Raw genomic sequence first — 14,351 nt, 5'->3', positions numbered from 1 at the left:
ATTTCTTTAGGGAGCATTCACATAAAATTTTCCGATATTTGTAGTTAAACAGCGTCTTTTCTGGAAAAATTGCCTTTTTCACGAAAACGTTTTCTTTATTTAAAACTTACAATATGCCTTTTTATCATAAACTGGGGAAGATTCCTCCAAAACGTCACACCGTCTTTAAGAAACCAGATGGAAGCCTGTATTACGAACAATTATTTGGCACCATTGGTTTTGATGGAATGTCATCAAACATGTATCACGAACAACGTCCTACTCAGGTTAAGGAGGTAAAAGGAAGTTACGATGCGAGGCCGAAGATTGCCAAAGAGAACAATATCAAATCTTACAGGTTAAGGGGTTTCCAGATTGTACCGGAACCTGATTATCTCCAAAGCCGAAAAGTTGTACTTACCAATGCCGATGTCGATATTGCACTGGCAGCGCCACAGCAATCGACTTCAGATTATTTCTATAAGAATTCAGATTCCGATGAGCTTTTGTTTGTGCATAAGGGGAGCGGGAAATTAAGAACCCACCTTGGAAATCTTGATTTCAAATACGGGGATTATCTCGTCATCCCAAGAGGGACTATCTACAAGATCGATTTTGATGAAGAAGTGAACAGGCTTTTCATTGTAGAATCCAGACGTCCTATCTACACCCCAAAAAAATACCGGAATCATTTTGGGCAGCTGCAGGAGCATTCTCCTTTTTCCGAGAGGGATATCCGGCAGCCTTATGAGCTGGAAACCAATAATGAATCGGGCGAATTTCTTATCAAGATTAAGAAAAAAGGAGAAATATTCGATATGGTCTATGCTTCCCATCCTTTTGATGTGGTAGGTTACGATGGGTATAATTATCCGTATGCTTTTTCGATCCACGATTTTGAACCTATCACAGGCCGAATCCATCAGCCGCCACCGGTACATCAGAATTTTGAAACCGATGCTTTTGTGGTTTGTTCTTTCTGCCCCAGGTTGTACGATTACCATCCCGATAGTATTCCGGCACCCTATAATCATAGTAATATAGACAGTGATGAGGTATTGTACTATGTAGACGGAGATTTTATGAGCCGAAATGATATTGAGGCGGGACATATTTCATTGCATCCGGCAGGAATTCCGCATGGTCCGCATCCGGGAGCGGTAGAGAGAAGTATTGGGCAGACAAAAACAGAAGAACTTGCGGTCATGGTAGATACCTTCAGGCCATTGATGGTCACAGAAGAAGCAATGAAAATTGCTGACGAGACCTATCATAAATCCTGGCTGGAGCATTAAGCTGAAGAAAAATATTCAGAAATAATAAATATCAACCTGATTTTCAGGAAAGGAAATAAAACAATTATGTCAACAGAAAACACAATAGAATTAAAGAAAACAGTTCCACAGGCAGAAGATTTCTTGCCGTTGCTGGGAACAGATTACGTAGAATTATATGTAGGTAACGCCAAGCAGGCTGCATACTACTATCAGCAGGCCTGGGGTTTTCAGCCTGTAGCATATTCGGGACTTGAAACCGGCAGCAAAGACCGGGTGTCTTATGTGCTTCAGCAGGATAAGATCAGGTTGGTGTTAACCTCTCCAATTCAACCGGGAGGAGATATTAACCGACATATAGATCTACACGGCGACGGAGTGAAAATTGTGGCTTTATGGGTGGATGATGCCCGCAAGAGTTATGAGGAAACCACTAAAAGAGGTGCGAAATCTTACGTGGAGCCTTATGAGCTGAATGATGAGCACGGGCAGGTAGTACTGTCCGGAATTCATACCTACGGGGAAACCGTTCATATGTTCGTTGAAAGAAAAAACTATTCAGGACCATTTATGCCCGGTTACAAGGAATATAAACCGAATTTTAAAACTAAAGAAACCGGTCTGAAATACATTGACCACATGGTGGGAAATGTGGGTTGGAATGAAATGAACAAATGGTGTGAGTTTTATGCGAAAGTAATGGGATTTGCACAGTTGGTTTCATTTGATGACAAGGATATTTCAACAGATTATACCGCGCTCATGAGCAAAGTGATGAGCAATGGTAACGGGAGAATAAAATTTCCAATAAATGAACCTGCAGAAGGAAAAAAGAAGTCACAGATTGAGGAATATATTGATTTTTATCATGGTGCAGGAGTACAGCATATAGCTGTTGCAACAGATAATATTATTGAAACAGTAACAAATCTAAGGGATCGTGGCGTTGAATTTTTGTACGTTCCCGAAGCTTATTATGATGATGTTTTGGATAGAGTAGGTGAAATTGATGAAGATTTGGCACCGTTGAAGGAGCTTGGAGTGTTAATTGACCGTGATGACGAAGGATATTTGCTGCAAATATTTACAAAACCCGTTTTGGACCGCCCAACCATGTTTTTTGAGATCATTCAACGAAAAGGAGCCCAATCTTTTGGGAAAGGTAATTTTAAAGCCCTTTTTGAAGCAATTGAGAGGGAGCAGAATTTACGTGGAACACTTTAAATTGGCAATTAAGCAAAGAATATATTGGCCGAAAACTTAAAAATATAGATAGGTGGATAGGGTTTAGTTAAAGTTGAAATTTCTATTGTTAATACAGGAAAGATGTAAGACTTTTGCACCGCAATTCTGGAGTGGTTACCAGTGATTGTAAAATTAAATTTTTTTTCATAATTTAAGTTTTAGTTGGTTAATAAGATTAAAAACCCTGTCGTAATTTGACAGGGTTTTTTCTTTTAGATACATTTGGAATAGAAATTGTAATTATTTGAAAAATAGCCCATCTAATCTATCCTAAATGAAAAAAATATTTACAGTTTTGATATTCTTTTTTGCTGCAATGGCAAATGCACAATCCAATCATGCATTTCAAGATGGGGAGTGGTTCAAGTTCCGGATTCATTACGGAATCTTCAATGCAAGTTTTGCTACCCTGGAAGTCAAAGAAAAAACATTTAATAATAAACCCGTGTACCACGTTGTAGGGAAAGGAAAATCTACAGGCGCTCTTCACTGGTTCTTTAAAGTAGATGATAATTACGAAACTTATTTTGATAAGAAGAGTGGTAAGCCATACAGGTTTATAAGGCAAATTGATGAAGGGGGACACACCAGGGACATCCAGATCGATTTTGATCATAAAGACAAAGAAGCTCTCGTGTTTAACCGGAAATATGATTCTAAAGCTACCTACCCAATTCAGGATGATGTGCATGATATGCTATCCTCATTTTATTATCTTCGCAATAACTTAGAAGTTGAAGGCCTCGAAATAGGCGATGTGATGCATCTAAACATGTTTTTTGATGACGAGCATTTTGATTTTCAGCTTAAATTCCTCGGAAGAGAGGTTGTTAAGACAAAATTGGGTAAAATTGCAACTTTAAAATTCAGACCTTACGTAATGGCAGGTCGGGTTTTTGAAGAAAAAGAGAGTCTTACGCTTTGGGTGAGCGATGACAAAAACAGGATGCCTGTAAAGATCAAAGCCAACCTTGCGGTAGGATCACTCGATGCTGATATTGATGCTTTTAAAGGGCTAAAACATCCTTTGAGGATCATAATGGATTAATAAATACTATGAGGGAAATTAAACCGGAAATAGCTGATAAGGTTTTTCAGCTGGAAGAGAAATTCAAAAATTCCGGGCAGGATCTTGGTTCTTACCTGGACGGTTTATTATACGACAAATACTTAACCTATTGGGATTATATTAATCTTGATACGCTTTTGAGCTTACAAAAACCACTCACTCACTTTCCCGATGAAGAGATCTTTATAGGATATCACCAGATAACCGAATTATATTTCAAGCTTATCATTCACGAACAAAAACAAATTCTCGAAAAGGAAGATTTAACGGCCGAGTTCTTTATTCAGAAACTTAACAGGATTATTCGCTATTTCCGGATTCTTACAGATTCTTTTGACGTAATGATTCGTGGAATGGAACGGGAACAATTTCTGAAATTCAGGATGGCCCTGCTGCCCGCCAGTGGATTCCAGTCTGCACAGTTCAGGATGATTGAGCTGTATTCTACTCCGCTTAAGAACCTGGTGCATAAAGAAGTGAGAGAGGAGTTTGATAACAATATAAACCTGGAGGAAGTTTTTGACAATATCTACTGGAAAAGAGGGGCTACAGACCTTTCTACCGGAGAAAAAACGCTGACTTTAAAACAATTTGAAAAAAGGTATACCCCAAGATTTCTTCGCATCGCAAATGAACATCGGGAAAATACGATATTTCACAGGTATGAGCGGCTTTCTTCAGAAGAAAAAAACAATAAAAATTTAATTGAGGCGTTGCGTAATTTGGATGTTGCAGTCAATGTAAATTGGTTGCTTATACATATAGGTGCTGCACAGCGATATCTGGTAAATAAGAATAACTCAGTAGCGCCGGCAACAGGAGGAACCAACTGGAAAGAGTTCCTGCCGCCCAGTTTTCAGCGGATATCATTTTTTCCGCAGTTATGGAGTGAAGAGGAGTTGAAAACCTGGGGAAAAGAATGGGTGGAAGAGACATTTAATAATAAAAATTGAGATTTACATTGAAAAGATTAAGTTACCTGCTAGTGATGATGTGGGCGTTTACGTCCTGTAGCGATGAGGTTAGACAAGCTGAAATTGCTGAAGTGATAGAGGAAGAACCTGCTCCTGTGGTACAGGAATTTGGTTTTACCTTAAACGATTATGTGGTGGTGAGGGATACAATTCGATCTGGAGATAGTTTTGGTAATATTCTGATCAACCATGGGGTAAGTCACGGTGATGTCTTCAAGATTGTGCAGGAGGTGAAAGATATTTTTGATCCTCGTAAAATTGTGTTGGGAAAGCCTTACGTGATTTTGAAAGCGAAAGATTCTGCGCAAACTCCTAAAGCTTTTATTTACGAGAATGATAAGATCCAGTATACGGTTGTTAATACAGGCGACAGCATAGCTGCTTATAAGGCAGAAAAACCGGTAACCATCAAGCAACGTGCAGTTTCGGGCGTTATCAGCTCCAGTTTGTCTGCAGCGGTAGAAGAGGAAGGATTGAACTTCCTTATAACACACGAAATGAGCAACATTTACCAGTGGAGTATTGACTTCTTTAGATTGCAAAAGGGTGACAAATTCAAGCTGGTTTTTAACGAAAAATATATCAACGACACTATCTACGCCGGAATAGACAATATAGAAGCTGCGGTTTTTGTCCACCAGGAAAAACCTTACTATGCTTTTAATTATGCCAGTGATTCTACTTCGGGAGACCTGGCTTATTATGATGAAGAAGCAAGACCTTTGCAAAGTTTCTTTTTAAAAGCCCCTTTGAACTACAGCAGGATCTCCTCAAGATTTAGTCCGCGTAGATATCATCCGGTACAGAAAAGATGGAAAGCACACAAAGGAACAGATTATGCTGCCCCGCACGGGACACCCATTTGGAGTACTGCAAACGGCGTGGTTATCGCTTCCAGTTATACAGCCGGAAATGGAAATTATGTAAAAGTGAAGCATAATGGTACTTATACCACCCAATACCTGCACATGTCTAAAAGAGCTGTAAAGCAGGGACAACGTGTGAAGCAGGGAGATGTGATTGGTTATGTGGGAAGCACAGGTTTGGCTACAGGACCTCATGTGTGTTACCGATTCTGGGTAAACGGGGAACAAAGAGATCCATTCCGACAAAACTTACCATCGGCCGAACCTATTGAAGATAAATTAAAACCAACTTATTTTGCCGCTATTGAGCCTTTAAAAGCTGAATTGGGTAAAATTGAATTTAAAAATATATAACGAATGAAAAATATTAATCCAACCCATACAGACGCCTGGAAAAAATTAGAAGAACATTTTCAATCTGCAAAAGATTTTCAGATGAAGGAGCTCTTCAAAGAAAATCCCGGTCGTGCAGATGAATTTTGTATTCAATGGGAAGATTTTTATGTTGATTTCAGTAAAAATATTATAGATAAAGAAACACAGTCACACCTCTTGTCTTTAACTGAAGAGGTTAAATTAAAAGATGCTGTAGATTCTTATTTTTCAGGAGAAGCTATTAATAGGACCGAGGGCAGGGCTGTTTTGCATACTGCTTTAAGAGAGGGTAGTGACGCAAATGTGAAAGTGGATGGTGAAAATATTATTCCTGAAGTGTTTGAAGTAAAGGAAAAGATCAAAAATTTTAGTGAGGCTGTCATTGACGGTACTCGTAAAGGTTACACAGGACTTCCTTTTACAGACATCGTAAATATTGGAATTGGAGGATCGGACCTTGGTCCTGTGATGATCACCGAATCACTTGAGTACTATAAAAATCATTTGAATGTGCACTATGTCTCCAATGTAGACGGGGATCATGTTCATCAGGCTATAAAAAATTTAAATCCTGAAACCACTCTTTTTGTAGTGGTTTCCAAATCCTGGTCTACCCAGGAAACCTTGTCTAATGCCAGCACGATAAGAACTTGGTTTACCAAAAAGGCGCCGCAGGAGGCTGTGGCAAAACATTTTGTGGCCGTTTCAAGTAATGTAGAGGCGGTTCAGGAGTTCGGGATCGACAGTGATAATATTTTCCCGATGTGGGACTGGGTTGGAGGAAGATTCTCCCTTTGGAGTGCAGTGGGTCTTTCCATCAGTTTATCTGTAGGATTTATTAATTTTGAATCACTTCTGAAGGGGGCAAATGCGATGGATGTGCATTTTAAAGAAACTCCTTTTGAGCAGAATATTCCTGTTCAACTTGCACTTTTAAGCGTGTGGTATAATAACTTTTTCAAGGCAGAATCTGAAGCGGTTATACCTTATTCACAATACCTGCACCGTTTGCCTGCATATCTTCAGCAGGCAATTATGGAAAGCAACGGTAAAAGTGTGGACCGTAACGGAAAACCTGTAGATTACCAAACCGGAACGATCATCTGGGGTGAACCCGGAACAAATTCACAGCATGCGTTTTTTCAGTTGATACATCAGGGAACAAAATTGATTCCTGCGGAATTCATCGGATTTAAAAAATCCCTTTTTGAAGATAAGGATCACCACAACAAGCTTATGGCTAATTATTTCGCTCAAACCGAAGCTCTTTTGCAGGGAAAAGATGCGGCCACGGTTGAAGCTGAGTTAAAAGCAAAAAATGTTTCCGAAGAAGAGATTGGTCATCTTGCACCTTTTAAAGTATTTTCAGGAAATAAACCGACTACCAGCATTCTTATTGATAAGTTAACACCTGAAAGTTTAGGGAAACTTGTAGCCCTTTATGAGCATAAAATCTTTGTTCAGGGAGTGATCTGGAATATATACAGTTATGATCAATGGGGAGTGGAATTGGGTAAACAGTTAGCAACGAATATCTTGAAAGAGATAGAGGGAAATGACGTAGCACAGCATGATTCTTCTACAGAGAAAATGTTAAAATTTTTCCTTAGTTAGATTCTTTATTCATGTAGCTATTGTTATGTACTTGTTAAGTATATGATAATTAGTTGTTTGTAATTTTTAGTTAAAAAGTTTTGGATGAGAACTTTTGAAAAAAAATCTTAACGTTCAGTTAAAGGTTATTTTTCAGGAAATGCGTTCTTTTGCATCAACTTTTAAAACTCAAACTAACAAATTACACAATGAGGAAATTATTAGCATTAGCGTTGTTTCTAACATCAGCGACAATTTTTGCTCAGGGGACTATTACCGGAACGGTAATAGATGCCGAAATGGACGCTCCATTGCCGGGTGCAAACGTAGTGGTCACCGGTACCGATAACGGTGCTATTACTGACTTCAACGGAGAATTCAGTCTTAATGTGCAGCAGGGAACAGGTACTATAGAAATTAGTTTTCTGGGCTTTGTAAAAGAAGTGATTAGCTTCAACGTTTCTAACGGAGCTACTGTAGATCTAGGTCAAATCCAAATGTCTCCCGATGCAGATGCATTAGATGAGGTAATTGTTACCAGCTATGCATTGGCAATTGACCGTAAAACACCTGTAGCTGTTTCTACGATTCGTGCAGAAGAAATTGAAACTAGATTAGGAAACCAGGAATTTCCTGAGATCTTGCGCTCTACACCTGGTGTTTATGCTACCAAAGGTGGTGGTGGTTTCGGTGATTCTGAACTAACGTTAAGAGGTTTTAACTCAGAAAATATTGCAGTAATGATCAATGGTATTCCTGTAAATGACATGGAAAACGGTCGTGTTTACTGGAGTAACTGGGCAGGTCTTTCAGATGTTACCCGTACTATGCAGGTGCAACGTGGATTAGGAGCTGCACGGGTTGCTGTTCCATCTATTGGAGGTACTGTAAATATCCTTACCAAAACTACAGATGCCGTTGAAGGTGGTAATATATTAATGTCAACCGGAAACGATGGTTACCAGAAATATGGCTTCACTCTTTCTACAGGTCTGCTTGATAATGGTTTTGCAGCTACAGTTTCTGCATCCAGAACTACGGGTAACGGATATATTGACGGAACTCAGTTTGAAGGTTATTCTTACTTCGTAAACCTTGCAAAAGATTTCGGTGATGATCACCAATTATCTTTCACTGCTTTTGGAGCACCACAATATCACGGTCAGCGTCAAAACGCAGAATCTATTGAAACTTACAGAGACAGTGAGAGCGGAACAAAATTTAACCGTGACTGGGGTTACAGAGACGGTCAGGTTGTGCATATCGAAGACAACTTCTATCACAAACCACAGCTTTCCCTTAACCACTACTGGACAATTTCAGAAATCACTTCCTTATCTACGGCTGTGTATGCTTCCTTTGGACAAGGTGGCGGCGGCGGCTGGGGAGGCGTCAACAAATTTGGAATTGGAAGTTACAACAACCCAAATCCATATCGTGATGGCTACCTTCAACCCGTAAATGTAGATAGAATTGTAGATGAGAACGTTGCTCGTGGAGCACTAGGTTCTGAAACCTACTTAAGAGCTTCAAGAAACAACCACAACTGGTATGGAGCAATTTCTACACTTTCTACGGATATTACAGATAATATTGAATTTATTGGAGGAATTGATGCGAGATATTATGTTGGAGAACATTATACGGAAGTAACAGATCTATTAGGAGGCCGTTTTGTATTTGATGATGATGATGCAAACAATCCTGTAGTGATGGCTCAGGTGGGCGATAAAATTGATTATTATGATGAAGGAACTGTACTTTGGGGTGGAGCTTTTGCACAGGCAGAATATTCAAAAGACGATCTTTCTGCATTTATATCTTTAGCCGCTTCTAATACTGGTTATAAAAGAGAAGATTTCTTTAGCTATTTAGATACAGATCCTTTAAGAGAAACAGATTACCAAAATTTCTTTGGATATAGTGGTAAAGGTGGAGCTAACTACAACCTTGATCAAAACAATAACATTTTTGCCAATATTGGATATTTCGAAAAAGCACCTTTCTTTGATGCTGTATTCTTAAACTATCGAAATGATATTAATGATGAGGCCAAAAACCAGAGAATCTTTAGTGCTGAACTTGGATATGGTTTCCGTAGCCCAAATTTCAGGGCAGACCTTAACCTATACAGAACTAACTGGAGAGATAAAACTTTGGTTCAGTCATTCCAGAATGCAGATGGTAGCTCAGGTTCTGCGAATATTTTAGGTGTGAATGCACTTCACCAGGGTGTGGAACTTGAATTCTCTTACAGACCATGGGAAAACCTTACTTTTACAGGGATGGGCTCAATAGGTGACTGGAGATGGCAGGATGATGTAACAGGAGTTCAATTGTTTAATGATGAACAGGAATTGGTTGCTACAGTAGATCTTTATATTGAAGATCTAAAAGTAGGTGGATCTGCGCAAAATACATTTGCTTTAGGAGCAGATTATGAGGCTATCGAAGGAACTTTCATCCGGCTTAACTTCAACTATTTTGATGAGTTGTACACAAACTTTGATCCTAACACTCGAAACAATCCGGAACTTGGACAATCTTGGGAAGTGCCAGCATACAGTCTCGTGGATTTCGGTGTAACGCATGATTTTGAATTTGGTGGATTTGATGCTACTTTAATGGGGAACATCAACAACCTTTTTGATACCGAATATATTGCTGTGGCACGTGACTCCGGACAATATTTCTACGGGTTTGGAAGAACCTTCAATGTTGGAGCAAAAATTAAATTCTAAAAAAAATATAAAATGAAAAACTCAATTTATTTTTTAATGTTGTTAGTAGGCCTGGTCTTCACCGGTTGTGAGCCTATGGAAGACATTCACGAGGACGTGGACGCGGAACTGGAGGCGAGACCTAATGCCGGAAATCAGGAATATACTTTGACTGACGAGGATTACGAAGCTCTAGGTTTGGAGTATGGAAATTTCAACTCTGTTGAAGAGGCTAACGAATTACTTCCGGAATATTTATCTGAATTGTATCCTGTTTTGGGAAGAGGTTCAATTGCTAATGTAACAATAGATATTTATCATCCTAACCGTGCGACCGAGGTAGAAAACAGTACTGAACATGAAGTAACTGAAGAAGAATACGAGGAGCTGGGATTCAACTATGGTAACTTTGACAGTGCCGATGATATGCAGAAATTTCTTGATTGGAAATACGCTGATGCAACTGCCGGAGACGTTGTTGAATTAACCTACAAATACTACGCGGGAACAACTACTGAACGCACAACAAACTTTGTTCTTGTAGATGAACAATGGACTCCTGCTGTAACACTGGAGAGAGAAGATTATACTGACATGGGTCAATCTTATCCTAACTTTTCTAACAGGGAAGATGCTCAGAGTTACATTGCTACTTACTTAGGACTAAATAATCCGTATGCTGTAGAAGGCGATGAAGTAGCTGTTATTTTTGATATGTATTCAAGTGGATCTACCAATACGTATGTAGAAGTATTTACTTACAATGGTTCGTCCTGGGCAGCACCTGTTCCGGGTGCTTTAGTTCCAACTACGTTGCAGTTTGGGCATAACGGTGATGAATGGGAGCCAGATAATACTATTTTGTACACTATGACCGCAGCTGATTTCAGCCTGGTTGGGGAAACTCTTGCAGACGAGTATACAGATCCTGCCTGGAGTGCAGGAAACTATGCGAATTTTGACAGACGTGAAGGAAACAGAAATTACTGGAGCGATGAAATGCTTCTTGAAGCAGTTAACATTGTATTGAATAATGTTGCTTCAAACGCCGAAGAAGGACAGAAGTACGTTGTATATTTTGAGATATACAATGGATCTGCAGGTGTTGAATCCCTGAATGTTATTAAACAAGACGGTGAGTGGATTCTTAATCAATAGAATTCTATCTTCATATTTATTAGTACCGCCCCTCAAAAAGGGGCGGTTTTTTTGTGTAAAAAAACTACCTTTACAAATAAAATTAATCTTATGTATTCAACCGTATACTTTATTCATTCCTGGTGGGCTTATCTTGTAGTATTAGTACTAATTATTGCATCGGTCAATGCTTTGATCGGGCTCTTTACTAAAAGAGATTACAACGCAAATGATTTCCGTATTTCTCTCTTTACTTTAATCGTTTCCCATATTCAGCTGCTAATAGGTATAGTTTTATTCTTTGTCGCGCCATATTTTCAGGTGCTTTTAAATAGCGGAATGGGTGAAGTGATGGGTGACAGTACCTTGCGGCTATACATTGTGGAACACCCGTTAATGATGATCATTGCAGTAGTTTTGATCACTATAGGTTATTCCAAGCACAAAAAGAAACTTACATCAAACCCTAAGTTTAAAATGCTGGCCATTTTTTATACCCTCGGATTATTATTTGTTCTTTCCAGAATACCGTGGGCGACCTGGCTGAGCTAGAGAAATCTTAGTCTTTATTTACCTTTCTCCATGTTTTAAAGTAAATGAAGCGTACTGATGAACAAAACAAAAAACCGGGAACAGACTCTTCTAAAATGAATGATCTGTTTCCGGTTTTTTTGCTTCTGAAGGAGCAGTAGTAATAGGAAAGTTTCAGGAATAGAGGTTCTATTTTTAATCTTCGGTTTCAGAAAATAATTCTGAACCGTTACTCTCCTTGATAAGATAAATGTACACCGGAAAATGATCTGAATATTCTCCCGTGTATCCGCTATACCCAAAACTCCTGAAAGGATAGTCTTTGTACTGCCCTGAAGTCGTCACCAGAAAATTATCATTTGCTATGTTCGCCCGGTAAAATTGAAAGGAGGAATAATCCTTTTCAAGAAATGGTTTAGAAGGAATGATCTGTTCACAAATATTCTAGCCATCTCTGTAGCCGAACTCCCAGTGCTTTTTTGGAAAAGGATGCCATAGGATTATAAAGATCTTTTATCCGACTGGTTTTCCTCCGGAAAAGTGGATCTTTCCTGTGCCGAAGGAACAGGTTACATAGCCTTCAAATTCACCGGAAGTGATTTGCCGCACTACGACGGGATCTATGAACTGGATGATGTTTTAGTCACTTCGGATTAATTGAACCAGAGGAAGTGAAATTCAGTATTCTTATAGCAAAGGTGAATCAGTTATATTTGCAGCATTCTAAATATACAAATGCAGCACGAATACAATATACAGGTACCACCCGAAACAGCAGGAAATCAGGAAGCTTTAAAACAATTTGTTTCTAAACATGCTGAAATTTCCCTGCATGAAATTTCACACATCAGAATCCTGAAAAGGAGCATTGATGCCCGGCAGAAAGCGATAAAAGTGAACCTACGAGTGTTGGTTTTTGTTCAGGAGGATTTTAAAGAACAGAAACCGTCACTTCCCAATTACAGGAATGTTACAGGTGCCGAAGAAGTTATAATTATTGGTGCAGGTCCGGCAGGATTGTTTGCGGCTTTGCGTTGCATCGAACTAGGAAAAAAACCCATAGTCCTTGAACGTGGAAAGGATGTGAGGGCGCGACGTCGGGACCTGAAAAAACTCAATATTGAGCACATTGTCAACGAGGATTCCAACTACTGTTTTGGAGAAGGTGGCGCCGGAACTTATTCCGACGGAAAGCTCTACACCCGAAGCAAAAAACGCGGAGACGTCAACCGGATCCTGGAGCTATTTGTTGCCTTTGGTGCGACCGATCAGATTCTGGTGGAAGCGCATCCGCATATCGGGACAAACAAGTTACCGGGAATCATCCAGGAGATGACAAAAACCATTCTTGACAATGGGGGAGAAGTGCTTTTTGAATCACGGGTAGTAGATATTGAGGTAAGGAATAATGAAGTAGCCGGAGTAGCCCTCGCGACCGGAACAAAAATTCCTGCAAAGAAACTGATTTTAGCTACCGGACATTCAGCAAGGGATATTTTTGAGCTGCTGCATAAAAAAGATATTCTTATTGAAGCAAAATCTTTTGCGCTGGGAGTGCGAATAGAGCATCCTCAGGTGTTGATAGATAAGATCCAGTACAATAGGAAAGACAGAGGAGAGTTTTTGCCGCCATCGGCTTATAGTTTGGTAAAACAAGTGGAAGGTCGGGGAGTGTATTCCTTCTGTATGTGCCCAGGTGGGATCATTGCACCCTGTGCCACCTCTCCGGGAGAAATTGTTACCAACGGCTGGTCGCCAAGCAGGCGGGATCAACCTACGGCCAATTCCGGAATTGTGGTGGAAGTTCGCCCGGAGGATTATAAGATCTTCGGAAATTCTCCTCTTGCAGCATTAAATTTTCAGAAGCAGGTGGAACAGAAAGCCTGGCTGGAAGGTGGAAAAACACAAACGGCACCCGCACAGCGAATGGTGGATTTCAGTAACGGAAAACTCTCTGCAGACCTTCCGGAATCTTCCTATAAACCAGGAATCGCTTCGGTAGAACTGGGCAGTATACTTCCGGAATTCATTTACAGAACCCTACAAAAGGGATTTCAGGAATTTGGGAAAAGTATGAGAGGATACTACACCAATGAAGCTGTAGTCCACGCAACGGAATCCCGGACTTCTTCGCCTGTGCGTATTCCGAGGGACAGGGAAACTCTGGAGCACGTTCAGATCAAAGGATTATACCCGTGTGGCGAAGGCGCAGGCTATGCCGGCGGAATCGTTTCTGCGGCTATAGACGGTGAAAAATGTGCTGAGAAGGCTGTGGGTGCGATGAAAAATTAAATTGTTTAAACAAGATACCTCTCAGGTTTTTAAAACCTGAGAGGTCTACTATTGAATTTGTTTTTGTTTTATCTTTAAGTTATAGAATTCAGCTAACTGTGATTGTTGTAAATGGTTCCGAATTTCGTGCACAGCTTGACAAACTTCTTGATGACGTTGAGAAGAAAAGTGAAACCTTTGTGATCAAAAGGGGGGAAGAGCAAAGGCAAAGGTGCCGTCATAATTTCCCTTGATGAATATTATTTTGTCATGGAAACAATACATCTATTGGGTTCAAGGAAAAATGCAGAAAGGTT

Annotated in this window: 11 protein-coding genes; 10 read left to right on the top strand and 1 reads right to left on the bottom strand. The window is 39.8% G+C overall.

What is annotated here, in order from left to right:
• Positions 1-113 precede the first annotated feature (113 nt).
• The 9 genes from IE056_RS08610 (at position 114) to IE056_RS08570 (ending at position 11,784) form a co-directional block, all read left to right on the top strand.
• Positions 114-1,274, top strand: a complete 1,161-nt coding sequence (locus tag IE056_RS08610; protein WP_189604304.1) for a homogentisate 1,2-dioxygenase — start codon at positions 114-116, stop codon at positions 1,272-1,274.
• A 66-nt stretch (positions 1,275-1,340) separates the two neighbouring features.
• Positions 1,341-2,477 (top strand): 4-hydroxyphenylpyruvate dioxygenase, encoded by a 1,137-nt coding sequence (gene hppD, locus IE056_RS08605; protein WP_189604303.1) that lies wholly within the window; start codon positions 1,341-1,343, stop codon positions 2,475-2,477.
• A gap of 295 nt (positions 2,478-2,772) precedes the next feature.
• Positions 2,773-3,546: a DUF3108 domain-containing protein gene (locus tag IE056_RS08600; RefSeq protein ID WP_189604302.1), complete on the top strand. Its 774-nt coding sequence runs from the start codon at positions 2,773-2,775 to the stop codon at positions 3,544-3,546.
• An 8-nt stretch (positions 3,547-3,554) separates the two neighbouring features.
• Positions 3,555-4,520, top strand: a complete 966-nt coding sequence (locus IE056_RS08595; RefSeq protein ID WP_189604301.1) for a tryptophan 2,3-dioxygenase family protein — start codon at positions 3,555-3,557, stop codon at positions 4,518-4,520.
• Positions 4,521-4,528: 8 nt separating this feature from the next.
• Entirely contained in the window at positions 4,529-5,761 is a 1,233-nt protein-coding gene (locus IE056_RS08590) for a M23 family metallopeptidase (protein ID WP_229793708.1), read from the top strand.
• A gap of 3 nt (positions 5,762-5,764) precedes the next feature.
• Positions 5,765-7,396 carry a glucose-6-phosphate isomerase gene (gene pgi / locus IE056_RS08585; RefSeq protein ID WP_189604300.1) on the top strand — a complete coding sequence of 544 codons (1,632 nt, stop codon included), beginning with the start codon at positions 5,765-5,767 and terminating at the stop codon, positions 7,394-7,396.
• A gap of 188 nt (positions 7,397-7,584) precedes the next feature.
• Positions 7,585-10,116, top strand: coding sequence for a TonB-dependent receptor (locus IE056_RS08580; protein ID WP_189604299.1), 2,532 nt, complete (start codon positions 7,585-7,587; stop codon positions 10,114-10,116).
• Positions 10,117-10,128: 12 nt separating this feature from the next.
• A complete protein-coding gene (locus IE056_RS08575) occupies positions 10,129-11,253 on the top strand; it encodes a hypothetical protein (RefSeq protein ID WP_189604298.1) in 1,125 nt (374 codons plus the stop codon).
• Between the two features lie 90 nt (positions 11,254-11,343).
• Positions 11,344-11,784, top strand: coding sequence for a hypothetical protein (locus IE056_RS08570; protein ID WP_189604297.1), 441 nt, complete (start codon positions 11,344-11,346; stop codon positions 11,782-11,784).
• A 174-nt stretch (positions 11,785-11,958) separates the two neighbouring features.
• On the opposite strand, the gene IE056_RS18480 is transcribed toward IE056_RS08570, so the two are convergent.
• Entirely contained in the window at positions 11,959-12,204 is a 246-nt protein-coding gene (locus IE056_RS18480; protein WP_308427620.1) for an endonuclease/exonuclease/phosphatase family protein, read from the bottom strand.
• 294 nt (positions 12,205-12,498) lie between these two features.
• Between IE056_RS18480 and IE056_RS08560 the strand changes: the two genes are divergently transcribed.
• Positions 12,499-14,055, top strand: a complete 1,557-nt coding sequence (locus tag IE056_RS08560) for an NAD(P)/FAD-dependent oxidoreductase (protein WP_189604295.1) — start codon at positions 12,499-12,501, stop codon at positions 14,053-14,055.
• The last annotated feature ends 296 nt before the right edge of the window (positions 14,056-14,351 follow it).

Origin of the sequence: Salinimicrobium marinum (assembly GCF_014651535.1) — a bacterium.
In the GTDB taxonomy this organism is placed as follows: domain Bacteria; phylum Bacteroidota; class Bacteroidia; order Flavobacteriales; family Flavobacteriaceae; genus Salinimicrobium; species Salinimicrobium marinum.
This window is presented reverse-complemented; position numbering and strand designations above follow the sequence as displayed.